This is a genomic window from Ruegeria sp. AO1 (genome assembly GCF_056535985.1).
The window spans coordinates 2,052,147-2,077,507 of sequence record NZ_JBQFJC010000001.1; the positions used below are offsets into that span (position 1 = coordinate 2,052,147).

General features: G+C 61.1%; 31 protein-coding genes. 12 read left to right on the top strand and 19 right to left on the bottom strand.

Annotation, left to right across the window (positions count from 1 at the left end; all coding sequences use genetic code 11):
• Positions 1 to 22 precede the first annotated feature (22 nt).
• The 5 genes from ACR3FB_RS10115 to aqpZ all read left to right on the top strand — a co-directional run bounded on the left by ACR3FB_RS10115 (position 23) and on the right by aqpZ (position 4,557).
• Positions 23 to 841: a ferritin-like domain-containing protein gene (locus ACR3FB_RS10115; protein ID WP_480564997.1), complete on the top strand. Its 819-nt coding sequence runs from the start codon at positions 23 to 25 to the stop codon at positions 839 to 841.
• 174 nt (positions 842 to 1,015) lie between these two features.
• Positions 1,016 to 2,347: a DUF5930 domain-containing protein gene (locus ACR3FB_RS10120; protein ID WP_480564096.1), complete on the top strand. Its 1,332-nt coding sequence runs from the start codon at positions 1,016 to 1,018 to the stop codon at positions 2,345 to 2,347.
• Positions 2,337 to 2,837 carry a bactofilin family protein gene (locus ACR3FB_RS10125; protein ID WP_170374000.1) on the top strand — a complete coding sequence of 167 codons (501 nt, stop codon included), beginning with the start codon at positions 2,337 to 2,339 and terminating at the stop codon, positions 2,835 to 2,837. The genes ACR3FB_RS10120 and ACR3FB_RS10125 overlap by 11 nt, the downstream gene beginning before the upstream one ends.
• A 125-nt stretch (positions 2,838 to 2,962) precedes the next feature.
• Positions 2,963 to 3,778 (top strand): M90 family metallopeptidase, encoded by an 816-nt coding sequence (locus ACR3FB_RS10130; protein ID WP_480564093.1) that lies wholly within the window; start codon positions 2,963 to 2,965, stop codon positions 3,776 to 3,778.
• 92 nt (positions 3,779 to 3,870) lie between these two features.
• Positions 3,871 to 4,557, top strand: a complete 687-nt coding sequence (gene aqpZ / locus ACR3FB_RS10135) for an aquaporin Z (RefSeq protein WP_480564090.1) — start codon at positions 3,871 to 3,873, stop codon at positions 4,555 to 4,557.
• Positions 4,558 to 4,614: 57 nt separating this feature from the next.
• Here the strand turns inward: aqpZ and ACR3FB_RS10140 are convergent, their stop codons facing one another.
• Together ACR3FB_RS10140 and ACR3FB_RS10145 are read right to left on the bottom strand one after the other, a co-directional pair.
• Positions 4,615 to 5,169, bottom strand: coding sequence for a peptidylprolyl isomerase (locus tag ACR3FB_RS10140; protein WP_170374003.1), 555 nt, complete (start codon positions 5,167 to 5,169; stop codon positions 4,615 to 4,617).
• Positions 5,162 to 5,668, bottom strand: a complete 507-nt coding sequence (locus tag ACR3FB_RS10145) for a peptidylprolyl isomerase (RefSeq protein WP_170374004.1) — start codon at positions 5,666 to 5,668, stop codon at positions 5,162 to 5,164. Before ACR3FB_RS10145 ends, ACR3FB_RS10140 begins: the two co-directional genes overlap by 8 nt.
• A 132-nt stretch (positions 5,669 to 5,800) precedes the next feature.
• Between ACR3FB_RS10145 and ACR3FB_RS10150 the strand changes: the two genes are divergently transcribed.
• The 7 genes from ACR3FB_RS10150 (at position 5,801) to ACR3FB_RS10180 (ending at position 11,912) form a co-directional block, all read left to right on the top strand.
• The gene (locus tag ACR3FB_RS10150; protein ID WP_480564087.1) at positions 5,801 to 6,991 is read left to right on the top strand and encodes a phosphoglycerate kinase; all 1,191 of its coding nucleotides are present in this window, start codon (positions 5,801 to 5,803) and stop codon (positions 6,989 to 6,991) included.
• A 161-nt stretch (positions 6,992 to 7,152) separates the two neighbouring features.
• Positions 7,153 to 7,452, top strand: a complete 300-nt coding sequence (locus ACR3FB_RS10155; protein WP_170458795.1) for an FtsB family cell division protein — start codon at positions 7,153 to 7,155, stop codon at positions 7,450 to 7,452.
• A 128-nt stretch (positions 7,453 to 7,580) separates the two neighbouring features.
• Positions 7,581 to 8,570: a pyruvate dehydrogenase (acetyl-transferring) E1 component subunit alpha gene (pdhA, locus tag ACR3FB_RS10160; protein ID WP_170721817.1), complete on the top strand. Its 990-nt coding sequence runs from the start codon at positions 7,581 to 7,583 to the stop codon at positions 8,568 to 8,570.
• Between the two features lie 15 nt (positions 8,571 to 8,585).
• The gene (locus ACR3FB_RS10165; RefSeq protein WP_425082999.1) at positions 8,586 to 9,959 is read left to right on the top strand and encodes a pyruvate dehydrogenase complex E1 component subunit beta; all 1,374 of its coding nucleotides are present in this window, start codon (positions 8,586 to 8,588) and stop codon (positions 9,957 to 9,959) included.
• Positions 9,959 to 10,219, top strand: a complete 261-nt coding sequence (locus ACR3FB_RS10170) for a hypothetical protein (RefSeq protein WP_170374009.1) — start codon at positions 9,959 to 9,961, stop codon at positions 10,217 to 10,219. Before ACR3FB_RS10165 ends, ACR3FB_RS10170 begins: the two co-directional genes overlap by 1 nt.
• Position 10,220: 1 nt before the next feature.
• A complete protein-coding gene (locus ACR3FB_RS10175) occupies positions 10,221 to 11,525 on the top strand; it encodes a pyruvate dehydrogenase complex dihydrolipoamide acetyltransferase (protein WP_480564084.1) in 1,305 nt (434 codons plus the stop codon).
• A gap of 69 nt (positions 11,526 to 11,594) precedes the next feature.
• Positions 11,595 to 11,912, top strand: a complete 318-nt coding sequence (locus ACR3FB_RS10180; protein WP_480564082.1) for a hypothetical protein — start codon at positions 11,595 to 11,597, stop codon at positions 11,910 to 11,912.
• A gap of 3 nt (positions 11,913 to 11,915) precedes the next feature.
• Here ACR3FB_RS10180 and cysE read toward each other — a convergent pair whose 3' ends face one another.
• From cysE to ACR3FB_RS10265, 17 genes are all read right to left on the bottom strand, one after another.
• Positions 11,916 to 12,725, bottom strand: coding sequence for a serine O-acetyltransferase (gene cysE / locus ACR3FB_RS10185; protein WP_170374012.1), 810 nt, complete (start codon positions 12,723 to 12,725; stop codon positions 11,916 to 11,918).
• A gap of 131 nt (positions 12,726 to 12,856) precedes the next feature.
• On the bottom strand, positions 12,857 to 13,153 hold the full coding sequence (locus ACR3FB_RS10190) for a DUF7742 family protein (RefSeq protein WP_480564080.1): 297 nt from the start codon (positions 13,151 to 13,153) through the stop codon (positions 12,857 to 12,859).
• Between the two features lie 5 nt (positions 13,154 to 13,158).
• Entirely contained in the window at positions 13,159 to 17,100 is a 3,942-nt protein-coding gene (locus ACR3FB_RS10195) for a baseplate multidomain protein megatron (RefSeq protein WP_480564078.1), read from the bottom strand.
• On the bottom strand, positions 17,100 to 17,546 hold the full coding sequence (locus tag ACR3FB_RS10200; RefSeq protein WP_480564076.1) for an NlpC/P60 family protein: 447 nt from the start codon (positions 17,544 to 17,546) through the stop codon (positions 17,100 to 17,102). The genes ACR3FB_RS10195 and ACR3FB_RS10200 overlap by 1 nt, the downstream gene beginning before the upstream one ends.
• Positions 17,543 to 18,430 carry a DUF2163 domain-containing protein gene (locus tag ACR3FB_RS10205; RefSeq protein WP_480564074.1) on the bottom strand — a complete coding sequence of 296 codons (888 nt, stop codon included), beginning with the start codon at positions 18,428 to 18,430 and terminating at the stop codon, positions 17,543 to 17,545. The genes ACR3FB_RS10200 and ACR3FB_RS10205 overlap by 4 nt, the downstream gene beginning before the upstream one ends.
• Entirely contained in the window at positions 18,430 to 19,062 is a 633-nt protein-coding gene (locus ACR3FB_RS10210) for a phage distal tail protein, Rcc01695 family (protein WP_480564072.1), read from the bottom strand. Before ACR3FB_RS10210 ends, ACR3FB_RS10205 begins: the two co-directional genes overlap by 1 nt.
• A 12-nt stretch (positions 19,063 to 19,074) precedes the next feature.
• A complete protein-coding gene (locus ACR3FB_RS10215) occupies positions 19,075 to 19,737 on the bottom strand; it encodes a phage tail tape measure protein (RefSeq protein WP_480564070.1) in 663 nt (220 codons plus the stop codon).
• Positions 19,724 to 19,933 (bottom strand): rcc01693 family protein, encoded by a 210-nt coding sequence (locus tag ACR3FB_RS10220; protein WP_480564068.1) that lies wholly within the window; start codon positions 19,931 to 19,933, stop codon positions 19,724 to 19,726. Before ACR3FB_RS10220 ends, ACR3FB_RS10215 begins: the two co-directional genes overlap by 14 nt.
• Positions 19,930 to 20,244 (bottom strand): gene transfer agent family protein, encoded by a 315-nt coding sequence (locus ACR3FB_RS10225; RefSeq protein WP_480564066.1) that lies wholly within the window; start codon positions 20,242 to 20,244, stop codon positions 19,930 to 19,932. Before ACR3FB_RS10225 ends, ACR3FB_RS10220 begins: the two co-directional genes overlap by 4 nt.
• A complete protein-coding gene (locus tag ACR3FB_RS10230; protein ID WP_170374021.1) occupies positions 20,244 to 20,657 on the bottom strand; it encodes a phage major tail protein, TP901-1 family in 414 nt (137 codons plus the stop codon). The genes ACR3FB_RS10225 and ACR3FB_RS10230 overlap by 1 nt, the downstream gene beginning before the upstream one ends.
• Before the next feature lie 20 nt (positions 20,658 to 20,677).
• Positions 20,678 to 21,091, bottom strand: coding sequence for a DUF3168 domain-containing protein (locus ACR3FB_RS10235; RefSeq protein WP_419739886.1), 414 nt, complete (start codon positions 21,089 to 21,091; stop codon positions 20,678 to 20,680).
• Positions 21,088 to 21,426 carry a phage head closure protein gene (locus tag ACR3FB_RS10240; protein WP_480564064.1) on the bottom strand — a complete coding sequence of 113 codons (339 nt, stop codon included), beginning with the start codon at positions 21,424 to 21,426 and terminating at the stop codon, positions 21,088 to 21,090. The genes ACR3FB_RS10235 and ACR3FB_RS10240 overlap by 4 nt, the downstream gene beginning before the upstream one ends.
• Positions 21,423 to 22,022 carry a head-tail connector protein gene (locus ACR3FB_RS10245; protein WP_480564062.1) on the bottom strand — a complete coding sequence of 200 codons (600 nt, stop codon included), beginning with the start codon at positions 22,020 to 22,022 and terminating at the stop codon, positions 21,423 to 21,425. The genes ACR3FB_RS10240 and ACR3FB_RS10245 overlap by 4 nt, the downstream gene beginning before the upstream one ends.
• A 171-nt stretch (positions 22,023 to 22,193) precedes the next feature.
• A complete protein-coding gene (locus tag ACR3FB_RS10250) occupies positions 22,194 to 23,372 on the bottom strand; it encodes a phage major capsid protein (protein ID WP_480564060.1) in 1,179 nt (392 codons plus the stop codon).
• 33 nt (positions 23,373 to 23,405) lie between these two features.
• Complete coding sequence (locus ACR3FB_RS10255; RefSeq protein ID WP_480564058.1) at positions 23,406 to 23,951, bottom strand: HK97 family phage prohead protease; 546 nt, start codon at positions 23,949 to 23,951, stop codon at positions 23,406 to 23,408.
• Positions 23,952 to 23,977: 26 nt separating this feature from the next.
• Entirely contained in the window at positions 23,978 to 24,196 is a 219-nt protein-coding gene (locus ACR3FB_RS10260) for a GTA head formation protein, RCAP_rcc01685 family (protein WP_170721787.1), read from the bottom strand.
• Positions 24,189 to 25,349: a phage portal protein gene (locus ACR3FB_RS10265; protein ID WP_480564056.1), complete on the bottom strand. Its 1,161-nt coding sequence runs from the start codon at positions 25,347 to 25,349 to the stop codon at positions 24,189 to 24,191. The genes ACR3FB_RS10260 and ACR3FB_RS10265 overlap by 8 nt, the downstream gene beginning before the upstream one ends.
• Positions 25,350 to 25,361: the final 12 nt, after the last annotated feature.

Below are 25,361 nucleotides of genomic sequence, written 5' to 3' on the forward strand. Positions count from 1 at the left end.
AGTGCCCAAAACACTGACCCAGATGGCAACCGAGGTTCTGACAACAGCGGACGGGCGGGAGAAAACCGCCCTGTCCAAACGCCATGCCGCCGCTTGGTTCGCGTCGCGCAAGGGCGAGGCTGAAGCGATTGAAATCGGCACCGCCACCCCGCCTTTGACCCCTGCACGCCCTGAAAAGCCCGAGCTGCTCTCACCGCGCGAAGTGCCAAAGCGCAAACCGGGGTCCGATGCCGGGCGGATCGCGCTTTTGCACGCCGTTGCGCATATAGAGCTGAACGCGGTGGATTTGCATTGGGACATCATTGCCCGCTTTGGTCACGTGCCCATGCCGATCGGTTTTTATGATGACTGGGTCAAATGCGCAGAAGAAGAATCGCGCCATTTTGAGATGGTCTGCGACTGCCTTGAACAGATGGACAGCTTTTACGGCGCCCTGCCCGCCCACGCAGGCATGTGGCGCGCTGCCGAAGACACCGCCGAGGATCTGATGGGCCGCCTTGCGGTGGTTCCCATGGTGCTGGAGGCACGCGGGTTGGACGTTACACCCGGCATGATCGACATCTTTCGCAAGGCAAAGGCCGAACAGGCCATCGCCGCGCTCGAGGTGATCTATGCAGAAGAGGTTGGCCACGTCGCCTATGGCTCCAAGTGGTTTCATTTTCTGTGCGGACGCGAAAACGCCGACCCCAAGGACGTCTTCCACCAATTGGTTCGGCGCTATTTCCACGGTGCCTTGAAACCGCCCTTTAACGAAGAGAAGCGCGCCGAGGCAGGATTGCCGCCGGACTTCTACTGGCCACTAACCGAGGATATGCCTGCGCCGGGTCAGGTCTCAGACTGAAGTTAGAGGTTAATTTCGGCAGGTTTTCGCCGATCCGTAGGGGGAAATCTGCACCTTCGACGACAAATTGGTCAACAAACTTGCCCGAATGCTGAGACCCTATTAAGCATCCCGTCCAAGGGACGGCTATTGCACCACGACCGGTCCCGATCTTGGGGATGAGAGGTAAGACGCGTGAGAACACGTCTGGCAATAAAATTTCACTCGCTGCTCGAACGGCATTTCCCGGAACGCCGGGTTTTTCTGAAATCTGACAAAGACACACGGTACATCCGGCTCAGCTCGGAAACGCAGATCGCTGCGGTGGCCGGTGTTGCAGTGATGGTTGGCTGGACCGCGGTCGCCACTGCGATTCTGCTGATGGACAGCATCGGATCTGGCAACTTCCGCGAGCAAGCCAAACGCGATCAGGCCACCTATCAAGAACGCCTCAACATCCTGTCCGCCGAGCGTGACGCCCGCGCGCAGGAAGCCTTGGCCGCGCAGGACCGGTTCAACGCTGCACTGACGCAGGTCTCGGCGATGCAGTCTGAGCTTTTGGCATCGGAAAACCGTCGGCGCGAGTTGGAAACCGGAATCGAGGTGATCCAGACCACCCTGCGCGCCACGATGAAGCAACGCGAAGAGGCCCGTGGCGAGCTGGCGAAGATGCAACAGGATGCGGATACACCGGACTCCTACGTCGTGGCCGCCTCGGCCCCAGCGCAGATGGAATTCATGACAGACGCTTTGACCCGAACCGCGGAAGAGCGGGATCAGATCGCAGCCGACGCGCGTGATGCTCTGGACCAGCGCGATGATCTGGAGCTGGAAATCCGGCTGATGCAGGAACGCAGTGACGAGATTTTCCGCCAGTTGGAAGAGGCGATGGTGATCTCGATCGAGCCTCTGGACAAGATGTTCCGCCAGGCGGGCATGCCCACGGACCGCATCATCGAAGAGGTGCGACGCGGGTATAGCGGTATGGGCGGTCCGCTGACCCCTTTATCCCTGAGCACCCGCGGCGAGGAGAGTGACATCTCCGCCGACGAGGTGCGCGCAAACCAGCTTCTGCAACAAATGGATCAGTTGAACCTGTATCGTCTGGCGGCCGAAAAAGCGCCCTTTGCGAACCCGGTTCATTCCGCTGTGCGGTTTACCAGCGGCTACGGCTCTCGTCGCGACCCCAAAACGGGCGGACGCCGGATGCATAACGGCGTCGATTTCGCGGGCCCTCAGGGTACCGATATCTTTGCAACTGCAGACGGCGTGGTCACCCATGCCGGCTGGCAGTCCGGCTTTGGACGCCTTGTGAGGATCAAACACGCCTTCGGGATTGAGACACTTTACGCTCATAACACCAAGATCCGTGTGAAGGTCGGCCAAAGGGTCTCGCGCGGGGATCATATTGCTGATATGGGTAGCACCGGACGGTCCACCGGCACGCATTTGCACTATGAGGTGCGCGTGAACGGAAAACCTGTAAACCCAATGACTTACATCAAGGCTGCGAGAAATGTTTTCTAAGAGCAAAATCAACGAACCCGCATCCAAGGATTCTGAGGCGGCAAAACCTGCTGCTCCGGCGACTCCGGCGGCCCCTGCACCTTCCGAACCTAAGGCCAGCACGGCGCCCAAGCCGAAGCCACCCGCATCGGTCCTGTCTTCGGACCTGCACATCACCGGCAACATCAAGACAACCGGTGACATTCAGGTTGAAGGCACTGTCGAAGGCGACATCCGCGCGCATCTGCTGACCATCGGCGAAACCGCGACCATCAAAGGCGAAGTCACTGCAGACGACGTCGTGGTCAACGGCCGCATCGTGGGTCGCGTGCGTGGCCTGAAGGTCCGCCTGACCTCGACCGCACGGGTCGAAGGCGACATCATCCACAAGACCATCGCCATCGAAAGCGGCGCGCATTTCGAAGGCTCGGTTCAGCGTCAGGACGACCCCCTGAACCCTGGCCGCGGCGCAAAACCGGGTGCCAACCCGGCTGCGGAAGTCAAACAGTAGAGCAAATCCAACCCGGATTTTTGAAACGCCGCAGGCCATCCTGCGGCGTTTTCGATTCAACTGCATGCGTTCCTCTGAATCCAGTTCCAAGCTTGAACTGATCCAGATAAACTCTGCCCATGTGGATGTTTTTTGCTCTTGTCGCAGCCGTCGCAGCCGCGATTCTGTATTGGTCCTGGTCCAAGAAAAAGGCGCGCGCAGCACTTCTGGCCGAGCCATTGAGCGAAGACGACCGGCGCATCATCGCGGCACTGGTCCCCATCCTCCAACGTGTTCCCGCCGACCTACGTGAGAAACTGGATGGCAAGATCAACCTGTTTCTCGAGCAGGTGAGCTTTTACGGCTGCGACGGGCTGGAAGTCACCGATGAGATGCAATTGTCCATCGCCGCGCAAGCCTGCCTGCTCGTGGTGAACACCGACACCTGGTACGACAACCTGACAACCGTTCTGATCTATCCCAACGCGTTCAAGTCTCGGCAGAAAAGGCGCAGCGGCTATGTCGTAACCGAGAAGGAAATCATCCGAACCGGCGAAAGCTGGGATCGTGGGCCGGTGATCCTGTCATGGGCGCATAGCAAGCAGGGCGCGATGAATGACCATGACGGGCACAACGTGGTGTTCCACGAGTTTGCGCATCAGATCGACGACCTGTCGGGCGGCACCAACGGCATTCCGGTCCTTGCAAAGGGGCAGAGCTATGCCGAGTGGGAACATGTCTTCCTGACGGCCTATTCCGACCATGTCAAAGCAGTAGAGGCCGGGCATCGCACCGTCATCGATCCTTACGGAGCCGAGGGCCATGAGGAGTTCTTCGCCGTCTCGGTCGAGGTGTTTTTTGAGCGTCCTAACGCCCTGCAAAAGGCAGTGCCTCAGGTCTACGAACAGCTGTCCGCGCTGTTCAATCTCGATCCCGCAGCATGGGGTGAAGTGCATAACTGACTTGCACACCGTGAAAATTCCCCCAAACGCTAGTTTCACAAATCACAGTTTTTGAATTACTCTGGTCCTCATTGATTTACGGAGGACTATTCATGTCATCAAAACTCATGGCCGAATTCTTCGGCACGTTCTGGCTGGTTCTGGGCGGCTGCGGCAGCGCAGTTCTGGCGGCAGGGGTCGCTGATGTTGGCATAGGATGGCTTGGTGTATCCTTCGCCTTCGGCCTGACCGTTTTGACCATGGCTTATACGGTGGGCCATATCTCGGGCGGGCATTTCAACCCCGCGGTCAGCCTCGGCCTGATGATCGGAGGGCGCTTCCCCGCCAAGGACCTGCTGCCTTATTGGGTCGCGCAGGTGCTGGGTGCAATTGCAGCAGCGGTGGTGCTGTACGTGATCGTCAGCGGCGCGCCCGGATTTGAAGGTGTTGGCGGGTTCGCCTCAAACGGGTATGGCGAGGCGTCACCCGAAGGCTATTCCATGATGTCCGCCTTGGTGATCGAGATCGTGCTGACCGCGTTCTTCATCGTGATCATTCTGGGGGCGACCTCCAGCAGAGCGCCTGCGGGCTTTGCCCCTATCGCCATCGGTCTGGCGCTGACCCTGATCCACCTGATCTCGATCCCTGTCACCAACACGTCGGTCAACCCGGCGCGGTCAACGGGCGTGGCCCTGTTTGCGGATGGTCCTGCCCTTGCACAGCTATGGCTGTTCTGGGTCGCCCCGCTGATCGGGGGCGCTATCGGTGCGTTGATCTGGAAAGCAATGGGCGACGACTGATTTCAGTCCCTAGCCCACAAGAAAACCCCGGCGCATGGCCTGCGCCGGGGTTTTTCGTTACTCGGTCACTGTGACCTTTTTCATCGCGTCAGGCTGGCCGACAACGGCACCGTTCTGACCCGCACCGCGTTTGATCGCATCAACTACGTCCATCCCGTCCGTGACCTGACCGACAACGGTGTACTGGCCATCCAGAAACGGTCCCGGCTCGAACATGATGAAGAATTGCGAGTTCGCGCTGTTGGGGTTCTGAGACCGCGCCATGCCGACCACACCGCGATCAAAGGTGATGTCCGAGAACTCGGCCGGCAGGTCGGGACGGTCCGAGCCACCACGACCTGCATTCGCAGCGTTGAAGCTGCCCTTGGTCTGGTTGCCGAACTGAACGTCTCCGGTCTGGGCCATGAACCCTTCGATCACGCGGTGGAAGACGACGCCGTCATATTCACCCGCGTTGGCGAGCGCGGTGATCTGTTCCACGTGCTTGGGAGCGACATCTTCAAACAAGTCGACGGTGATGGTGCCATTGGCCTCACCCTCAACCTCGATCTGCAGCCCGGTGGCCAGCGCGGGGCTGGCCAGCAGGACAAAAGCGGCGGCGAGCTTATGCATCTGCCGCTACCTTGACGCTGATCATGCGGTCCGGGCTCGCAGGCGGCTCACCCCGTACAATTGCGTCTACATGCTCCATCCCGTCGATCACGCGGCCATAGACCGTATACTGACCGTTCAGGAAGTGGTTATCTTTGAAGTTGATGAAAAACTGCGAGTTTGCCGAATCCGGGTTCTGCGAGCGCGCAGCGCCCAGAGTTCCACGGTCATGCGGCAGTTTCGAGAATTCCGCCGGAACGTTCGGAAGAGACGACCCGCCTGTGCCCGCCATGCGGATGTTGAACCCGTCTTCCATGTCGCCGTGCTGGACGTCGCCGGTCTGGGCCATGAAGCCGTCAATCACTCGGTGGAAGGCCACGTTGTCATACTCGCCTCCACGGGCCAGTTCCTTCATCCGGGCGCTGTGCAGAGGCGCCACGTCGGGCAGCAGCTCAATGACGACATTGCCGTCTTTCAGCTCGATGATGATTGTGTTTTCGGGATCCTTGATCTCGGCCATCTGGCCCTCCTGTCGTTTGTCTTGCGCAAATACCTATGCGCCAAGCGCCTGAATGCCAAGTGACGCATTGACCTGAGGGCAAAATGCAGGAAAAGAACCGCCCAAAGGGTATCAAAACACGAGGATTGCGCGATGGGCTGGAAAACACTGGACGATATGGACCTGAACGGCAAACGCGTGCTGGTGCGTGTGGATATCAACGTGCCGGTCGTTGACGGTGTTGTGACCGACGCCACCCGTATTCAGCGTATTGTGCCCACGGTGCAGCACATTCTGGCATCCGGTGGCAAACCCATCCTGCTGGCCCATTTCGGTCGTCCTGGCGGTGAGCGTCGTGAAAGCCTGTCGCTGAACCAACTTGTCCCGACCTTGGAGTCTGCTTTCGGGGCGAAGGTCCTGTTCGCCGCCGATTGCGTGGGCACTGAGGCGGAACTGGCCGCCGAAGCCCTGCAGCCCGGTCAGGTTCTGCTGCTGGAAAACACCCGCTTCCACGCGGCTGAGACCAAGAACGATCCCGATCTGGCTTCTGGCATGGCGCGTCTGGGCGATGTCTACTGCAATGACGCGTTCTCGGCCGCTCACCGCGCCCACAGCTCGACCGAGGCGCTGGCCCGTTTGCTGCCTGCATGCGCCGGTCGCCTGATGCAGGCCGAGCTTGAGGCGCTGGAGGGCGCTCTGGGCGCACCTAAACGCCCCGTGACAGCCGTTGTGGGTGGCGCGAAAGTGTCGACCAAGCTGGAGCTGTTGGGCAACCTGATCGACAAGGTCGACTATCTGGTCATCGGCGGCGGCATGGCAAACACGTTCCTTGTCGCCAAGGGCGTCGATGTCGGAAAATCGCTGGCCGAAACCGCGATGAAAGACACCGCCGAAGAAATCCTGGCCAAGGCCGAAACTTCCGGCTGCACCATCGTGCTGCCCGTTGATGTGGTGGTCGCCGAGAAATTCGAAGCAAACGCGCCGCATCAGGTTCTGCCCGCTGATCAGTGCCCTCCAGACAGCATGATCCTAGACGCAGGTCCCGAAAGTGTTGCCGCCATCACCGAGATTTTCGGCAAAAGCCAGACCCTGATCTGGAACGGCCCGCTCGGCGCGTTCGAGTTGGAGCCGTTTGACGCCGCCACCAACGCCGCCGCCCTCAAAGCCGCTGCGCTGACACGCGCGGGTCAGTTGATCTCGGTCGCAGGTGGCGGGGATACGGTTGCTGCCCTGAATGCTTCGGGCGCGGCCAAGGATTTCTCGTATATCTCGACCGCAGGCGGAGCTTTCCTGGAATGGATGGAGGGCAAGACCCTGCCCGGCGTCGCAGCTTTGGAGCAGTGATCATCGCCGCGCGCTTCCACGCGTGCCGTAAGACAATCTGACTCAACCACGCAATTTTTGCGAATCAGGGGATTCACATCCCGAATCACCTGTGACATAGTGCAATCAGAGGCCCATAAAGGGCCCGTTATTGAGGCAGACTTCATACGGCGGTCAACAGAGTGTCCCGTTCCCATCGGCCCGGTTTGGGCGCAGTTTTTTTCTTTTCGGTGGCTTTTATGCTGGGTGTATATTTCACCTTTGCCGCCGTGCAAGGAGACTATGGCCTGTTCCGACGGGTTGAGATTTCGGCGGAACGGGACGCCCTGTCACGCGACCTCGCGGCGCTCAAAGCTGAGATTGCCGAGATGGAAAACCTCACCCGCCGTCTTTCGGACAATTACCTTGATCTCGACCTACTGGATCAACAGGCCCGATCCGTACTGGGCATGATCCGCGCGGATGAAATCGTCATCCGCTAACCCTTCCTCCCCCTGCACGAATTGCGCAAAGCTACGCTGCGTCATATTTACGCTCGCCAGATCGCAAGAAATGCTCTAAAAGATAGTTTAACGCTAAACTATCTGTCCGAAAGGGGGAGATCGCCACAATGGCTGCGCGAAAAACCACAAAGAAACCAAACGTTTCTGCGGAAGAGCTGAAAACCTACTACCGCGAAATGCTGTTGATCCGTCGATTCGAAGAAAAGGCGGGGCAACTTTACGGTATGGGTCTGATTGGTGGTTTCTGCCACCTCTACATCGGACAGGAAGCGGTTGTTGTCGGCCTTGAGGCTGCTGCGAAGGAAGGCGACAAACGCATCACATCCTATCGCGACCACGGTCACATGCTGGCCTGCGGCATGGATCCGGGCGGCGTCATGGCCGAACTGACCGGGCGTGAGGGCGGCCTGTCTAAGGGCAAAGGCGGCTCGATGCATATGTTCTCGAAAGAGAAGCATTTCTACGGCGGCCACGGTATCGTTGGCGCTCAGGTCCCGCTGGGCGCGGGTCTGGCCTTCGCTGATAAATACAAGGAAAACGGTGGCGTGACCTTCACCTATTTCGGTGACGGCGCCGCCAACCAGGGTCAGGTCTACGAGACATTCAACATGGCAGCCCTTTGGGAACTTCCCGTGGTTTTCGTGATCGAGAACAACCAATACGCTATGGGCACCGCCCAGGCGCGCTCGACCTCTTCGGCGGATATCTATCACCGTGGTCAGGCCTTCGGTATCCCGGGCGAAATGGTCAACGGCATGGATGTTCTGGCGGTCAAAGCCGCGGGCGAGAAAGCCGTCGCGCACTGCCGCGCAGGCAAAGGCCCCTACATCCTTGAGGTCAAAACCTACCGCTACCGTGGCCACTCAATGTCCGACCCGGCCAAGTACCGAACCCGCGAAGAAGTTCAGAAGGTCCGCGAGCAAAGCGACCCGATCGAACATGTGCGCGAGCTGCTGCTGACCGGCAAACACGCGACCGAAGATGACCTGAAGGCGATCGACAAAGAGATCAAAGAGGTCGTCAACCAGGCCGCCGAATTCTCGAAAGAAAGCCCCGAGCCTTCCGTCGAAGAGCTCTGGACAGATATCTACGCCTGAGAGGACGAATAAGACATGGCAACCGAAATTCTCATGCCCGCCCTTTCGCCTACAATGGAAGAGGGCACGCTGGCTAAATGGCTGGTCAAGGAAGGCGACACCGTATCTTCCGGCGACATCATGGCCGAGATCGAAACCGACAAGGCCACGATGGAGTTCGAGGCCGTTGACGAAGGCATAGTCGGCAAAATCCTAATCGAAGAAGGCACCGAGGGGGTCAAGGTCAACACCCCCATCGCGATCCTGGTTGAAGAAGGCGAAGATGCCTCCGCCCTGCCCGCGGCTGCCCCCGCAGCCGCAGCGGTGACCGAGGCCGCCCCTGCGGCGGTTGAGGCCCCCGCTCCCGCAGCCGCCGCCCCGGCCGCTCCGGTCGTGGACCTGTCGCCCGATTGGCCAGCTGACGCGGAAATGAAAACCGAGACTGTCCGCGAAGCGCTCCGCGATGCGATGGCCGAAGAGATGCGTGGCGACGAAGACGTTTACCTGATGGGTGAAGAAGTCGCCGAATATCAGGGCGCCTATAAAATCAGCCAAGGTCTGCTGGACGAATTCGGCCCCAAACGCGTGATCGACACCCCGATCACGGAGCATGGCTTTGCCGGTATCGCGGTTGGTTCAGCCTTCGGTGGTCTGAAACCCATCGTCGAGTTCATGACTTTCAACTTCGCAATGCAGGCGATTGACCAGATCATCAACTCCGCCGCCAAGACGCTCTATATGTCCGGCGGCCAGATGGGCTGCCCGATCGTGTTCCGTGGTCCCAACGGTGCCGCCGCCCGCGTGGCCGCGCAGCACTCTCAGGACTACGCCGCATGGTACATGCAGATCCCTGGTTTGAAAGTCGTGATGCCATACTCGGCCGCCGACGCAAAAGGCCTGCTGAAATCGGCGATCCGCGACCCCAACCCGGTGATCTTCCTGGAAAACGAAATCCTCTACGGACGCACTTTCGACGTGCCGCAAGTGGATGACCTAGCCATTCCTCTGGGCAAGGCCCGCATCTGGCGCGAAGGCTCGGACGTGACCATCGTCAGCTTCGGCATCGGCATGCAGTATGCCCTCGAAGCCGCCGACAAACTGGCCGAAGAGGGCATCAGCGCCGAGGTCATCGACCTGCGCACTATCCGACCGATGGACACAGGCGCGATCATCAACTCGGTGATGAAGACCAACCGTCTCGTGACTGTGGAAGAAGGTTGGCCACAAGGATCGGTCGGTAGCTACATCAGCTCGGTCGTGATGCAGGAAGCGTTCGACTATCTCGATGCGCCGGTCATCAACTGCACGGGCAAGGATGTTCCGATGCCCTATGCCGCGAACCTCGAAAAACTGGCCCTAATCACCACGGATGAGGTGATCGCTGCCGTCAAACAGGTGACCTACCGGTAATGGAGATCAGGGGCCGCGATCCAGCAACCGAATGCTACCGTGTCGAGATTGACATCGACAACCGCATCGTACGGGCGCTTGTGCCCGAGCGACTGGCGGCGGATATGCGGTTGATAGGCGCGCGCCCCTCGCACCAGACCGCCTATGTCTGGATGGCAGAGAACAAAGAAAAAATCGAGGCCGCGATTGCGACGCTCGCACGCGGCACCGGGCGCCCCAAGGCGCCCTTTGACCAAATTACTCTGATTGAGGAGCGCTGAAATGCCCACCGAAATCCTAATGCCCGCCCTGTCTCCGACCATGGAGGAAGGCACCCTTGCCAAATGGCTGGTCAACGAGGGCGACACCGTGTCCTCCGGCGACCTGCTGGCCGAGATCGAAACCGACAAAGCCACGATGGAGTTCGAGGCTGTTGACGAAGGCACCATTGGTAAGATTCTGATCCCGGAAGGCTCCGAAGGGGTCAAGGTCAACACTGCCATCGCAGTCCTGCTGGAAGATGGCGAAAGCGTCGATGACATCGGCGCTGCACCGGCCCCAGCCCCAGCGGCTGCGCCTGCAGCCGCCGCGGGCGACGAGGTTGCCGCGCCAGCGGCGTCCGAGGCGCCCGTCCCTGCTCCGGCAGCTCCGGCTAAAGCCGATGGCGGTCGTATCTTCGCCTCACCGCTGGCCCGTCGCATCGCGGCGCAAAAGGGCCTTGATTTGGCACAGATCACCGGCTCGGGCCCGCATGGTCGCATCGTCAAAGCGGATGTCGAAAGCGCAACCGCAGCACCAGCAGCAGCCGCTCCTGCGCCTGCCGCAGCAGCCGCGCCCGCAGCGGCGGCACCGGCTGGCCCGTCGGCAGATGCCGTGGCCAAGATGTACGAAACTCGCGACTACGAGGAAATCAAGCTCGACGGCATGCGTAAGACCATCGCCGCGCGCCTGTCCGAGGCCAAGCAGACCATCCCGCATTTCTACCTGCGCCGCGATATCAAACTGGACGCGCTTCTCAAGTTCCGCAGCCAGTTGAACAAGCAGCTGGAAGGCCGTGGCGTGAAGCTCAGCGTCAACGACTTCATCATCAAAGCCGTCGCCAACGCGTTGCAGCAGGTACCCGAATGCAACGCCGTCTGGGCAGGCGACCGAGTGCTGCAGTTGAAACCGTCGGACGTGGCCGTTGCGGTTGCGATCGAAGGCGGTCTGTTCACTCCGGTCCTGCAGGATGCCGACACCAAGTCTCTGTCTGCCCTTTCGACCGAGATGAAGGACCTTGCTGGTCGTGCCCGGGAACGCAAGCTGGCTCCGCATGAATACCAGGGCGGCACGTTTGCAGTCTCGAACCTCGGCATGTTCGGCATCGACAACTTCGACGCCATCGTGAACCCGCCGCATGCAGGCATTCTTGCGGTCGGCACAGGCCTGAAGAAACCGATAGTAGGCGAAGACGGAGAGCTGACGGTCGCCACCGTGATGTCCGTCACGATGTCGGTGGATCACCGGGTTATCGACGGCGCGCTTGGGGCACAGTTGCTGCAAGCCATCGTCGAAAACCTGGAGAATCCGATGGTCATGCTAGCCTGATCAAATTCTACCCGCCGGGGTATGACCTCGGCGGGTGCTCTCGCGATCACGGCCACGATGTGAGCAAGTGTGATCACCCAAAAGGTTGTCGCAGCAACCGCACTTTCCCACCTTCTAAAAGACGGTTTTAAAAACCAAAGGTGGCCCATGCGCTTTTTTGATTTTACTAAGATATTGCTTGTCGTTGTCGCGTCCGCAACTGCGGCTGACACGGCGCTGGCGAAACCCAACAGTTATCCGGGCGAAAACTCCAGGTTCAAATCCAGTGATCCTGCTGTCATCGCCCAGCAAAAGGCTGAGCGCCAGCAACGCATTGACGAGCGCAAGGCACGGCGGGAGCAAAGGCGACAGGAGCGGTTGAACCGAATGAACAACCGCTCGAACTGAGGTTTATTGGTCTTTGCCCAGCATGTGGTCCATCGAGATCGAGGGCTGATCGCACCCCGCCTCCCCCACGATTTTGGCCGGGATGCCGGCGACTGTCTTGCAGGCGGGAACCTCTTGTAGCACCACCGATCCGGCGGCGATCCGGCTGCAGTGGCCGACCTCAATATTGCCAAGAACCTTGGCACCGGCACCGATCAGAACTCCATCACCGATCTTTGGGTGGCGCTGCTCTTCTTCCTTGCCGGTTCCGCCCAACGTAACAGAATGCAGCATCGAGACATTGTCACCAACCACAGCAGTCTCACCAATCACGATGGAATGGGCGTGGTCGATCATGATCCCTTTGCCAATCCTGGCGGCGGGGTGAATGTCGATGCCGAAAATCTCAGACGACCGCATCTGGAAGAAATAGGCCAAATCATGCCGTCCCTTGCGCCACAACCAGTGTGCCACACGATACGCCTGCATCGCCTGATAACCTTTGAAATAAAGGATCGGCTGCAGTAGACGGTGGCAAGCTGGATCGCGCTCATAGACGGCCATCAGGTCGGCGCGCGCAGCCTCAATCAAGCTTGGGTCGTCGGCGTAGGCCTCGTCCACGATCTCACGCAGGACCATCATCGACATCTCGTTCGAACACAACTTGGCCGCCACTCGGTACGACAATGCCCTTTCAAGACTGCGGTGATGCAGAATACAGGCATGCACCAGCCCGCCCATAAGCGGCTCTTGTTCAACGGCGGTATGGGCCTCGGTCGTGATCCGGTTCCAGACCGGGTCAACGGGGGTCACGTGGCTGCGCTTTTCAAACATGGCTTTGATCCTTTGCTGCGCCTAGCATGCCATTTAGTGGTAAAAACGCCAAACGCAAACCCGTGATCTGTAACTTAACCAAAATGAATGTGTTCCAGGAGGATGCCTTCACCTCTTGGTACTACAAGATGCTAGCCCTGCGTCTTCCGAGCCTGATGCCGTATCAACTGGCGCAAAACCATCCCAAAACACTGGCAATAGTTTGGATCATCAAAGCTCGGTTCATCCGCCAGTACCCGCGTGCGGGCGGCTGTCATTAGGGATCCGTTGCCATAGTCCGGGTGCAGCCGCCCGGTGCGCTGGACATGGAGGTCGGCCAGTTCGGCCTCGGCCACCATCTTGATACAAAGCGATCGGCGGCTGCGCTGCGGCACGGCCAACAAGGCGCGTGCCGCAGCACTGACATCTCCGTGGAGGACGGAGCGCAAAGGTCTTACGCGACCTGAATGCGCGCGGCCGGACCAGCACCATATGTGGCCGAGATTTGCGCGATCTCGACCGCATATCCACCTGTCAGGCCATCAGCGGACTTCACGGCTGCGGTATAGGCCCAGCGCGGTTCAGGCACGATCTCTTCGCGGATCAAAGCCCCATTTGCCCGCACACGGATGAGGTAGGATTCGCTTTCCTCACCCAGTGGGACGTCCAGCCCCGCCCAGTCGTCCCCTTCGATCCGCGTTCGCCTGATCCAATTGAACGCATCCTCATCCGACTTGGTCTGCACAGACACATGCACCGGCGCATAGGGGCGCAAGCCGTTCCCGTCGAAAGCCTCAACCATATACTCATAGGATAGGTCGTCATACCCGCGCGAGGCCGGGCCGATCCGAAAGTGCCTCGCCACGCGCCGTTCGCTTGGCAACAGGCTGGTCTGCGCAACGCGTTCGTCCAGCAGGACGAAAGTTGATCCTTCGGGCCAGACGTCGGGCATCAGGGCGTCCGTTCCCAGCTGACCACGCAGACGGTCGGACAGGGCATAGACGCCCGGCTCTTGCAGGGCGGCGTCGGAGAACTGAAACACCTCCCAATTGCCCGGTGTTCCGTCACCAATGGCCGCCAAATTGGCCCCGTTCAGCATGGATAAACGCGGACGGGACTCCAGAATGCCGTCAATCAGTTTGACCCGCAGGGGCGCGCCCTCATCCCAGATCCCTGCTGAGGCGCGATGCAGCGGCGTTTCGGTAAAACCCATCACCGCCTGATCTGCAATGACGTCGCGCAGCGCATAGTCCTCATCTCGGGACGACGCATGAACGGCGACGCTGCCAGGCCAAGGATCGGCCGATGCGGCGAGATACGGCGCGTGCGGAGCTTCTGTCCCCGTCAACAGAGGCAGGTCCATGAACACAGGCGCCACCGGTACCGGGGCGACGAAGGGCCGGATCGCAACCGGGTCATCCTGCAATCCGTTAGCCGTGTAGACTCCACGCTCGATCCGCACCGCCTCGGCCAGTTGCAGGTCGGCTTTCTCCAGCCGGTCGATACGGAAAAACGCGCTACCGTCCTGTTCAGACAGGCGAACCACATCTCCGGCACCCAGATGCAACAGGGAGGGCGGTAGGGCAAACCGGGCGGTATCGCGGGACACGCGGGCCTCGCTGAGCCAGCGTTCGGCGGTCTGACGACCCTCGGCGCGGGTCATGGACAGGGGCATCTCATTGACCGCAACCGCATGGGTCTGTGCGTCGGGCAACACGGCCTCTTCCGCGACCAGATCGTGATCGGCGTCTGATTGAACAAAGCGCAGGCGAACGCGTCCGGTCATCTCGGCCTCGGCCTCGCGGCGGTATTCCACAGTACCGTCGAGATCGGAACTGACAGCCAGATGATCCGGGCCCAGCGTCACAGCACCAAAGCCGTCACGTGTCTGGAACCGCAGGACACCGTCCCGTTCGATCGCGTCAAACCCATAGCGCAGCATCAACGGCTGCAACGCCGAACGTGCGTCCGAGACATCCTCGACCGCATAGCCCCGGACCACGCCATAAAGCTGCGAGACATCAATATCCGTGACCCCTGCCCCATGGCAGATCTCGGTCACCACCGAGGCCAGCGTGCGCGCGCCGGATCGGCCGTTCAGCCAATGCCCTCGGGCGTAGTTTTCGCCATCGTCCCATTGGCTTCGCAGGTTCGGAAAGGTGGGATAAGGACGCGCGTCCCAGGCCCAGACATAGGCGTTGGAAAGGTCCAGCATCGGGCCGTCATAAATCTCGGATACCGGGTTGTTCTGCGGCTCGGACCAGTAGCCCAGTGTTGCAGTCAGATACTGAACCTGAATGAAGTCATCCCTGAGGCCGTTGGAATGCGGCGGCAGGCTCGATTCCGAGGATTTAGGATCGAGAAACTTGTTCGGCTGGTTGGTACCCTTATCCACGGCCGCGCAGCCCAGCTCCGTAAACCAGATCGGCTTGGACCCTGGCACCCAGTCCGACGGGGCGTTCTGCCGGACGCCATCAATCCGTTCGTGATGCCAGTTCGACCACCAGTTGCGCAGGTCCTTGTAGCGCCAGATCCACGGCTCATCATGGGTGCTGTCTTCGATCGGAGTCCGAATCTGCGCCTCGGCTTCTTCTGGCGAGGCGTAGTACCAGTCATAACCTTCGCCACCTTCGACATTGGCGCGCAGGTAGTCCAGATTGTAGATCGACCCGGCATCGGCATCCTGATGGTCTTCACCATCGCGCCAATCGGACAGAGGCATGTAGTTATCGATACCGACGAAGTCGATATTGTCATCCGCCCAAAGGGGGTCGAGGTGAAAGAACCTGTCTCCTGTCCCCGAAGGTTGATAGCCGAAGTATTCGCTCCAATCCGCTGCGTAGCCGATCTTGGTATCCGGCCCGAGAATTTGGCGCACGTCCGCAGCCAGCTGGCACAGTTGTTCTACGGCAGGAAAGCCGTTTTCTCCGCGAATTTGCGTCAGGCCGCGCATTTCGGAACTGATGCAAAAGGAACTTACGCCACCTGCAATCTGGCAGAGGGTGGCATAGTGAAGGATAAACCGACGCAGCCCCCACTCCTCCGGGCCGGAATAGGTCACCTGCCCCGCGCTGATGCCAAAGTCGCTGACCTGAGCCGCCCCGAAAAACGCGGCCACCTGCGCGTCGGCGGCGGCTGTCTGATCCGGCGACCCGTCGCGCCCCGGAGCCACGTCCAGCGTGATCCGTCCACGCCAGGGCAGATGCGGCTGCTCGCCATCCGACCATGGATCGGGCAAGCCGTTCTGTTGCAACTGATCCATCAGGATGAACGGGTAGAACATCACATCCTTGCCGCCCTCCTTCAGATGCTGGATCGCCTGCACAACCGCGCCATCCGCCGGAGTGCCACCGTAAACGGGTCGGTCATCCTGATGCTGGACCACTTGGGCCGTGTTGCGCCGCAGGCCCGACACGACCCAGGGCATGTTCACACCATCAATGTCATCGCGCACCACCTTGGGTGTGATCTGACACTCACCGCAGCGCAGGTCATTTCCGAACCACGACACAATCAGGGAGGCCGCTTCGCAGCCCGGCAACTCACGCGCCAGCGCTTTGGTCGAGGTGATCAGATCCGGCTCACCCGAGGCCGAGTTAACATTGGCCGCCCAACTGCGCCCGCGTCCTTGGGAATAGTTCACCTGAGTGCTGGCCAGTGCATATTCGCCAGTGCCCGGCATCAGCGCCACGCCTTTGACGATCTGGCCCAGCGCGGACACATGGTCCGGCATTTCGGGCTGTGTGGGGCGCACCACTTCGAACGAGAACTGAGGCACCCGGTTGCCAAAGGACGCCAGCTGGAAATCCTCAATCACCACATAGGCCGTACCGCGATAGGCCGGGACATTGCCGGTGCCCTCGACGGCCTCGATCAGGGGATCGGGGAGTTGATCCTGTGTCCCTTGATAGACACGGATGTTCAGGCTCGCGCGCTCCTGCTCCTCACCATCGGCCCAGACGCGGGTAACATCGGCGATCTCGCCCGCGCCAACCGCAATCGCCAGAGAGATCGAGTAGCTGTAGGTGGTCGTCGTCACCTTGGGCGGTTTCGGCGAGCCCTTGCCGCCCCCGCCTGAGGATTGCGTGCTCGTGGTCCGGGTCTCCAGAAAGTCCGAGGCCCAGATCACCTGGCCGCCTACGCGCATACGGCCAAAGACAGTGGTGACGGGGGCGCCCTCGGCTGTTTCGGTCAGGCGGAAACGGTCCATGCGACCGGTCTCGACCACTTCGCTGCCGCTGCCCATGACCGATTGGCTCATCATGCGTTGGTCGATCACGCGGCCCAGCGTGGCCCCAACTGCCCGGCCGACGATGGCGGTGGACAGACCGGCCACCGTGCCGCCGATCGAGCCGCCCAGCGCAGCCCCTGCAGCGGAAAGAAGAATAGTAGCCATCAGCGACCCTCCAACGGGAATTCAAAACAGGCGACCACCCGGCGGCGCCAGGGGTCGCTCAGGGCGTTTTCAACAACGCCATGTCCGGAATAGGCATGGATGAAGCGCGGCACCTCGCCGATGCTGCTGACAATACCCAGATGTTTAGCAACACCGCTGTCCCGCATCCGGAACAGCAGCACATCTCCGGCGGCCATTTCAGCTGAGGGCTTTTCGCTCAGGTGCCTGCGCGCAGCTGCCCACATGCGTTCTTCACCCTGCGGTTCGGACCAGTCCATGCTGTAGAGGGGAACCGCCTCGGGCTCGTGCCCGATCACCTCGCGCCAGACACCGCGCAGCAGGCCCAGACAATCCGTTCCCGCCCCGCGAACCGAGGCCTGATGCACATAAGGCGTGCCAAGCCATGCGCTTGCAGTGTCCACGATCTCTTGCTTGCTTTTCGTCATCGTCTGCTTCCGCCTGTATTCGCGTTGCCTTTCTTTGGCACGGCCATCACCCAGTCTTCGCCCGGAAGATCCGGAAAGCCCTGAAAGTTCAGAAAATTGTTGAATTTCAACCGGCAGGACTCCATCCGCTTGTCGCAGCCAGCGGTCAGGCGCACCTGGTCTCCAACGGCCAATCCACCACCGATGCTGGCCCACAGGGTGATCTCGCGCCCGTCTTCCGTCCGACGGTCCTGCTTGATCGACCCCCATAGCCCATTTGCCGTGCCTGAGATCACATCCAGCCGCCCCCGTTCAAACCAGGCTTCGTCGGAGGAGGTCCCGCCGAGCAGCCGAAGCGACGTGCCTCCGTCAAAACCGGAGACCTCAGCCTCGACCTGATAACCGGGCTGGCTTACGGCAAATCGGCAGGCGGAATCCCCTAATACAGCCGTGCAGGGCTTTTGGTAGATCCGTCCCAGCGGGCGGTTCAGCAGGTCAGTCAGCCCGCGCAGCTCTGCATGAAAGGCTCCGCCCGCCCGCCGCAGCTCACCAATCGAGCCGCGAAACTGCAGCACACGCTGCTCTGGCGCGGCCCAATTGACCAGCCAGGCGCGCACCTCGGCCCCGTCGAAACGACCGGCCTCGATATCATCCTCTCGGACCGAGGCATTGGACAGCGCGCCCATCGCCTCGGAATTGTCAATTGACAGCCCGGTGGCCTGCTCGATGGCGGCTGCGGTCAGGCCGGTGCTGGCGCGAAAGGTCAGCCCGTCGAACCGCAGCTCCATGTCATGATCGGTGAAGCCAAAGACCTGACCATCCTTGCGGGTGATCGCCCAGCAACGGCACACAGTGGTCAGACCGCTTTGCAGATGGGCCTGAAGTGCCTGAGTATCCCCGCTCATCAGACGCGCACCTCGACCACGGGAACATTCGGCACATCCCCGGCCTGAAAGCTGGCCACGCTGGTCTGAATCTTGTTGGTGTCGAACCGCACCGGCACGTCAAACTCGAACCCCGCCGTGATCTCGACCTGTTCGGGCGGAGGGGCCACGAATGTGACCACCCCACGGGCCAGATCAACCTCATAGTCGACACCTTCACGCATGGCATCCTGATCCAGACCCAAACGCATCGTACCGAGGACGGGTTTGGTGATCGGTCGCACATAGCTGACCCCGCCCGAGCTATAGGTTTTCACCAGTTGAAACTCGGTACGCTCTCCGTCGCCGCGCGCGATGACCTGATCGCCCTTGTCGACCTCTGCCGTTGCCGCGCCCGACTTGAAATCCGACCAGTCCTTCCAGCGGAATCCAAACATCTGCCCCTGCCGCGCCTCAAAGAACGAGATCAACGTCTCGACGTCGTCCAGCGACCGCATCCCCAGACCCGCATCATAGCGCCTGCGCGAATGCGCCCAGGGCGTGTTGCGTTCCTCAAATCCGTTGGCCAGCGTCACAATATCCGTGCGCCGCTCAGGTCCCCCAACCGAGCCGAAGCTCAGGCTGGCCGGAAATCTCACCTCATGGAAATTCATACCCTGCTCCTCTTATCTGTTGCGATTGCCACGGCCCAAGGCGCGGCTCATCTGCGCCGCGATCTGACCTTGCGAGCGGCGGAATCCCTGCACATCGGGTGTGGAGATATTCATCACCACATTCACCGCCCGGCCCCCGCCTTGTGTCCGCACGCCCAGCTTGCCATCTGCGCCGCGCGCCAGCGGCATGATCGCCTCGGGACCCGCCTCACCCATCAGCCCGGTGCCACCGCGCATCGGGAACATAGTCGGGCTGCTGACGATGCCACCATTGGCAAACGGCATCACCCTGCCTTGGGAAAAACTGCCGCCATCGGCAAACGGCAAAATGCCCTGCACCAAACCGCCCACCCCATTGGCCAGCATGCCGCCAAAGTGATCCGTCACCGGCTTGATCGCCGCCGAATACGCCGTGCGGATCATCGAATTCTTCAGCACATCCAGCGCGCCCGACAGGTTCATCCCGTCCAGCACCACGCCATCAAATGCCTTGCGCAGCCCGCCGGACATGCCGCGCTCCAGCGTGGCCACATCCTTTCCGGTTTCTTCAAACGCAGCCTTGATCCGCCGCATCTGGCCATCAAACGCCGAAGCCATCGTGGCGGCATCCCCAAGCGCATCGCCTAGCGCCTCTCCCCGCTCCTGTAGGTCGTCAAAACCCTCACGATCCGTCATCACGCTCTCCTTGTGTTCTGTCCGGATAGGCCACCAGCAGCGCATCCAGCCCCGCCCGGTTCATCGCAGGCATCCCCGCGCCCTGCCCCAGCATCAGCCGCAGCTCGGCCGGAGTCAGACGCCAGAACTGATCCGGCGTCAGGCGCAGGCCGAGAAACCCGGCCCGCATCAGCACGGGCCAGTCGAACCCGCTCACTCGGGCACCATGAAGGCCCGCGCCAGCAGTTCTGCCGCTGCCTTGGCCCCCGCCATCGGCCCGCCCGCGATCTCGGCATGCAGCAGGTCATCGCGAGTGACCCGCGCACCACCACCCCGCAGCCCCGCTACGATCAGCGCCAGCACATCGCCGCTGGAATACCCTCCACCCTCAAACCGCTGCACCAACTCGACCAGAGACCCGGCCTGCAGTTCCTGTTCCAATTCCGCCAAAGCACCCAAAGTCAGCTTGAGCACCCGCTGCTCCCCATTGATGGTCAGCGCCACCTCGCCCGTCCACTGATTGGCCATCAGAGCGCCGTAAAGCTCAGCGCACCAGCGCTTGCCATGCTCATCTCATAGGTCGCCTCACCGTTATGCGAGCCCGCATATTCGATGCTGCTGACCTGAAACGGGCCTTCAACGATGCCGAAATCGGGGATGATCACCTGAAACCCGGGCGTCTCACCGTCAAAGAACAGCTGACGCGCACGCTCATCCGTGCCTTCATCCTTGAACACGCCCGAGCCCGAGATCGAGGCCGATTTGACCCCCGCCCCCGACAGCAGCTCGCGCCACCCGCCCTGGCTTTCCAGGCTAGTGACATCCACGCTTTCCGCATTGAAACTGATCCGCGTGGCGCGCAGGCCCGCGATGGTCTCGAACAGGCCGGTGCCGTTCATATCCACTTTGACCAACAGGTCTTTTCCGTTCTGGGCAGCCATATGCTCTCTCCGTTGATTGCTTAGTCGTCTTCCACGCGGGCGCGGAATCTCAGGTCGATCTGGCGGATCGCGCCGCCAGTTCCCGTGCGTCGGGCGCTGGCCCGTTCGAACCACAGCCCCACCAGATGGCCGCGGTCCAAACTCAGCGCGGCACCTTCCAGCGCGTCACAAACCGCGCCGGCCAGCGCCTTGGCGGCACCAAAGCCTGCTGCCTCGGAAACCACCGAGACTGTGAAGCGATGCACAGCGCCCGCGTTCGCGCGGTCCGAGGCCTCTCGCACCTCTTCCGGGCCCAAAGTCACGTAGGTCTGCGGCATGGTCCCCGCAGGCACCGCGTCGTAAATCGCACCGCCCGACAGCGTGCTCACCTGCGCGTCGCCTGACAGCTGTTGAAACACCGCCGCCTGCAAAGCGGCTGAAACGCCATAGCTCATGCCGCCACCTCTTCATCTGCAAAACAGGTCAGGTACTGGCCGCGTGGGTCCCGCTCAGCGACCGCCCGGATCACGAACCGTCGGGCACCTTCTCGGAACCGCTGGTCCGGAGCAGGCCGCATGCTCGACCCCTCAGGCGCGCCCCGCACAACGATCCGGTAGCCAACGCGCGAGATCGAAGCCCCACCGACCGCACGCTCCGCCCCGCTACGCGCCGTCACCTCGGCCCAGAGCGAGCCCAAAGCGGCCCAGGTTTCGGCATAGCCTCCAGCGCCGTCAGCGGTGCGAACCGGCGCTTCCAGCTCCAGCTTGCGGTTCAGTCGAGGCGCGTTCATTGCGTCACCCCAGCGCCGAAGCGCACTGTGCGATAGCGTTGAATCAGGCTAGTCACACCGAAAGGCATACACCCCGCACCCAAGGCTGTTTCGTCGCGATATTCGTAGTAATGCGCCGCCAACAGCAGCAGCGCCTGTCCCAGATCGGCGGGCAAGCCACCCCAATCTGCCGCCATGCCGGCTGTGAAGGTGATCTTTACCGATCCACCGGTCTGGATTCTCGGCAAACAAGACCCCGCCGCCCGCACCCGAGGGCGCTGCGCATCCCGCTCCAACCTGTACGTCGCGCTGTCCGCCACGGTTTCAGCGCCCAGCGCATCCGTCAGTGTCACAGCGTCAACTGAAACCACTGGGGCCACCGGCAGAGTTTCGCTTTCCGGGTCGCGCCAGCCATTCAGGCTCCACGAAAACTCTCGCTCGATCAGCACCTTGCCGGTGCGTGCCTCAATCGCTGCAATCGCTGCACGCAGAAAACCGGTCAGAACTTCATCCTGCGTATCACCCTCGGCGAACCCCGTGCCCAGCCGCAGATGCGCCTTGAACTGATCCACCGGCAGCGCCGCATCCGCGATGGCGGTTTCTTCGATCAACATCATCCATTCACTCCGCAATCTCGGACCCCTCCGGGGCCGTATCCTTGAAAATGACGGGCACGCGCCGCCCCACGTTGCTCGGACGGAGGGGAGCAGCTAGACAACGCGGGGGATCTCACCCCGGCCCGCGCCCGCCGCCCGAGGGGCCTTGCAGCCCCCCGGATCCGCCACCGCTTAGGCGATGCCGAATTTCAGCAGTTTGATCGCAGCAAAATCGCTTACATCGCCGCCCACACGTTTGGTCGCGTAGAACAGGACATGCGGCTTGGCGCTGAACGGATCGCGCAGCACGCGCAGGTCAGGACGCTCGGCAATGGTATAGCCCGACTGGAAATCACCAAAGGCAATCGAGTAGCTGTCGGTCGCTGCATCCGGCATATCCTCGGCGATCAGCACCGGATAGCCCATCAGACGCGCAGGCTCACCAGCGGCCAGGCCATCCGACCACAGGAAGCGGCCATCGCTGTCCTTCAGCTTGCGGATCAGACCCGCGGTTTTCGAGTTCATCACGAAAGTGCCGTTCACCCGGTACTGCGCGCCCAGCGCATAAACCACATCCACAATGGCATCCGCATCAACGCCGCCATCGACGCCGGTAGCGATATAGCCCAAGCTATCCCAATCCCAGCTGTCATTCTCCATCGTGCGGTGGGTCAGAATGCCTTTGGGCTTGTCCACACCGTCGCCATTGATAAACGCCGCTGCCTCAGCGCGGGCGAATTTGTCGGCGATGCGACCGGCCAACCAGCCTTCGACGTCGAACGCGCTGTCATCCAGCAGGCGTTGCGAGGCCTTGGGCAGCGCGCTCAGCTCGTGCAGCGGGATCGAGATACGGTCAATCGAAGGCGTACCAGTTTCCGCAGTCGCAGAGTTTTCATCCGCCCAGCCCGCACCCACATCCGTATGGTCGATCAGCACGTCGAAAGAGTTCGCCTCGACATTCACCACCGACGCAATCGAACGGATCGAAGCGGTCGAATTCAGTACCGATTTGATCGCCTCAGCGGTCTGCGGATCAACCAGAAATCCGCCATCGCTGTTCACCGCCGTCGACAAAGATTTCGATTCCATCTCAAGCCCGCGCAGCCCGTCATCCTCGCCCGAACGCACATAGGCATCAAAAGCCTTTTGATGCGGGGCGCCGTCCTCAATCGAGGCTGCAAGATGCGGGCGCGCCGCGATGGTTGATTTACGTTCCAGCATGGTCAGTCGCTCTTCTGTCTGTTGCAGTTGGGTTTTAACTTCGGCCTTGAGGCCCTTGAATTCATTCACGAATCCAGCCATCGCCTGCTTCACTTCCTGAACCAGGGGCGCACCCTCTCCGTTCAAGGCCGGGGTCTCGGTCTTGCTCATCAGCACTTCCTTTTCTGGGTGGGTTTTGAGGCGCTAGATCCGCGCCAGCTCCTGCCGGGCGTCACGGAACACCTCGGCAATACTGCGCCAGGTTTTCTCGGCCTCGGGGTCCACGCCCTTGGCCACCACCCGCGCACTGGGCAGCATCGGGAAGGTCACCAAGGACACTTCCCAAAGCTCCAGTTCGGTCAGGACCCGCTGGCCCTTGTCATTCTTCATGGCCCGCTTGGTACGATAACCAATCGAGAGGCCATCCATCGCGCCCGCCCGGATCAATTCAGCCGCTTCACGGCCCTTTTGCGTGGCTTCAAGCAGACGTCCTTTGACCCAAAGGCCTTGGTCATCTTCGCGGACCTTCTCCCACACACCGATGGGCTGCGCCGGATCGTGCTGCCACAGCATCTTGACCCGCTGCCCAGCCTTTGCCAGCCCCTCAAGCGAGCCGCGATACGCCCCGCGCTGCACCACATCACTGCCCTGATCGACCTGACCGAACAGGCTGGCATAACCCTCGATCACCGCGTCATCGGTGACGGACAACCCGTCTCCAAACTGGGCGAATTTATGCTCTAAATCCATGAACTTCTCCATGTAATCTACTGAAATTATGGCGTTACAACCAAGATAGATTGAAACGCCTGCGCCAGGATCACCGCGACCACGCCATAGACCGTCAGCCACAACCGCTTCTCCAGCCGCTCCATCATCTCTTCGATCTGATCCAGCCTTTGGCAAAGATGCGCGTGCTGGATCTCAGCCACCCGCTCATGCGCGGCCAGACGCAGGCCCGGCGCGCATTCGAACGGAGGATACCCGTCAGACATCCGCGCGCTCCGGCAGGCCCAGCAGGGCGCGCTTCTCGGCGTCCGTCAGGAAATCGGCCCCGTTAACCCGCGCCCATTGCGCATCGCGTTCCGCCGATAGCGCGGGCACCTGATCCAGATCGGGTTTCAGCATCAGATCCTCGCCGGTAAAGCCAACCAGCCACTCCGACACCGCCGCCGCCACCCGCGTCACCAGAGGCAGCACGGTCAGGCGATAGAACGCCCGGTTGGCCTCCTGATAGTTCGAATAGGTCGCGTCGCCTTGTATCCCCAGCAGCATCGGCGGGACCCCAAAGGCCAACGCGATCTCGCGGGCGGCGGCTTCCTTGGTCTTTTGAAACTCCATATCCGAGGGCGAAAACCCCATCGGCTTCCAGTCCAGCCCCCCTTCCAGAACCATCGGGCGGCCTGCATTGCGCGCCCCGCGATAGTTCTGCTCAATCTCATCGGACAAACGCCGGAACTGATCCTCGGCCATCACCCCATGGCCGTCGCCCTTCCACACCAGCGCCCCAGAAGGCCGCGCCGCATTATCCAGCAGCGATTTTGACCAGCGAGACGCACTGTTATGCACATCAATCGCCATCGCCGCCGCCTGCATGGGCGAGAACCCGTAGTGATCATCCTGCGGGTGGAACGATTTGATATGACAGATATTTTCCGCTGCAAACCGGTGCTTCTTGCCGCCCACAGCGTAGTCATACGCCTTGGGCCAGCCATCCGCGCCCGGCACAACGCTCATCCGGTCGGATCGCAGCACATGCAGCTCAACCGGTAGCCCCTCGTCGGCCTGAACAGCCTCAACATAGGCATTGCCCGACAGCAGCAACTGCCCGAACAGAGCCTCCATCAACTCCGCCCGTCCCTGCGCCGCATTCGGATGGCGCATGAGGCTGAGGATCGGATGTACATCAAACCGCTGCGCCTGATCCTGCAGCACCAACGGCAACGCCGCCGCCGCCTCAGCAATCAGCTTGACGGATCGAAAACCCACCGGGTTCCCCGAAAACCCCGTACGTGTCAGCGACACCGCGTCCCGAGGGCTCCACGCCACGCGCCCGCCCGTCTGCCACGCCACAACGGGGCCCGCGGCGCTCGCCTTCGCCTCGGGCGCTTCCACGGCCGCTCCACGACGCAAGAAATCGAATACCATCTGTGCTCCTTT

Bases quoted from the DNA above. Each gene is read 5' to 3' on its own strand.
- ACR3FB_RS10205 (WP_480564074.1), bottom strand. From the start codon at position 18,430: ATGAGCGGGGATACTCAGGCACTTCAGGCCCATCTGCAAAGCGGTCTG.
- ACR3FB_RS10130 (WP_480564093.1), top strand. From the start codon at position 2,963: ATGTTTTTTGCTCTTGTCGCAGCCGTCGCAGCCGCGATTCTGTATTGG.
- ACR3FB_RS10225 (WP_480564066.1), bottom strand. From the start codon at position 20,244: ATGGCCAATCAGTGGACGGGCGAGGTGGCGCTGACCATCAATGGGGAG.
- ACR3FB_RS10175 (WP_480564084.1), top strand. From the start codon at position 10,221: ATGCCCACCGAAATCCTAATGCCCGCCCTGTCTCCGACCATGGAGGAA.
- ACR3FB_RS10170 (WP_170374009.1), top strand. From the start codon at position 9,959: ATGGAGATCAGGGGCCGCGATCCAGCAACCGAATGCTACCGTGTCGAG.
- ACR3FB_RS10260 (WP_170721787.1), bottom strand. From the start codon at position 24,196: ATGTCTGACGGGTATCCTCCGTTCGAATGCGCGCCGGGCCTGCGTCTG.
- ACR3FB_RS10265 (WP_480564056.1), bottom strand. From the start codon at position 25,349: ATGGTATTCGATTTCTTGCGTCGTGGAGCGGCCGTGGAAGCGCCCGAG.
- ACR3FB_RS10250 (WP_480564060.1), bottom strand. From the start codon at position 23,372: ATGAGCAAGACCGAGACCCCGGCCTTGAACGGAGAGGGTGCGCCCCTG.
- ACR3FB_RS10215 (WP_480564070.1), bottom strand. From the start codon at position 19,737: ATGACGGATCGTGAGGGTTTTGACGACCTACAGGAGCGGGGAGAGGCG.
- pdhA (WP_170721817.1), top strand. From the start codon at position 7,581: ATGGCTGCGCGAAAAACCACAAAGAAACCAAACGTTTCTGCGGAAGAG.
- ACR3FB_RS10125 (WP_170374000.1), top strand. From the start codon at position 2,337: ATGTTTTCTAAGAGCAAAATCAACGAACCCGCATCCAAGGATTCTGAG.
- cysE (WP_170374012.1), bottom strand. From the start codon at position 12,725: ATGTTTGAAAAGCGCAGCCACGTGACCCCCGTTGACCCGGTCTGGAAC.
- ACR3FB_RS10210 (WP_480564072.1), bottom strand. From the start codon at position 19,062: ATGAATTTCCATGAGGTGAGATTTCCGGCCAGCCTGAGCTTCGGCTCG.
- ACR3FB_RS10115 (WP_480564997.1), top strand. From the start codon at position 23: ATGGCAACCGAGGTTCTGACAACAGCGGACGGGCGGGAGAAAACCGCC.
- ACR3FB_RS10140 (WP_170374003.1), bottom strand. From the start codon at position 5,169: ATGCATAAGCTCGCCGCCGCTTTTGTCCTGCTGGCCAGCCCCGCGCTG.
- ACR3FB_RS10165 (WP_425082999.1), top strand. From the start codon at position 8,586: ATGGCAACCGAAATTCTCATGCCCGCCCTTTCGCCTACAATGGAAGAG.
- ACR3FB_RS10255 (WP_480564058.1), bottom strand. From the start codon at position 23,951: ATGGATTTAGAGCATAAATTCGCCCAGTTTGGAGACGGGTTGTCCGTC.
- aqpZ (WP_480564090.1), top strand. From the start codon at position 3,871: ATGTCATCAAAACTCATGGCCGAATTCTTCGGCACGTTCTGGCTGGTT.
- ACR3FB_RS10240 (WP_480564064.1), bottom strand. From the start codon at position 21,426: ATGAACGCGCCTCGACTGAACCGCAAGCTGGAGCTGGAAGCGCCGGTT.
- ACR3FB_RS10235 (WP_419739886.1), bottom strand. From the start codon at position 21,091: ATGAGCTATGGCGTTTCAGCCGCTTTGCAGGCGGCGGTGTTTCAACAG.
- ACR3FB_RS10145 (WP_170374004.1), bottom strand. From the start codon at position 5,668: ATGGCCGAGATCAAGGATCCCGAAAACACAATCATCATCGAGCTGAAA.
- ACR3FB_RS10245 (WP_480564062.1), bottom strand. From the start codon at position 22,022: ATGATGTTGATCGAAGAAACCGCCATCGCGGATGCGGCGCTGCCGGTG.
- ACR3FB_RS10230 (WP_170374021.1), bottom strand. From the start codon at position 20,657: ATGGCTGCCCAGAACGGAAAAGACCTGTTGGTCAAAGTGGATATGAAC.
- ACR3FB_RS10150 (WP_480564087.1), top strand. From the start codon at position 5,801: ATGGGCTGGAAAACACTGGACGATATGGACCTGAACGGCAAACGCGTG.
- ACR3FB_RS10195 (WP_480564078.1), bottom strand. From the start codon at position 17,100: ATGGCTACTATTCTTCTTTCCGCTGCAGGGGCTGCGCTGGGCGGCTCG.
- ACR3FB_RS10200 (WP_480564076.1), bottom strand. From the start codon at position 17,546: ATGACGAAAAGCAAGCAAGAGATCGTGGACACTGCAAGCGCATGGCTT.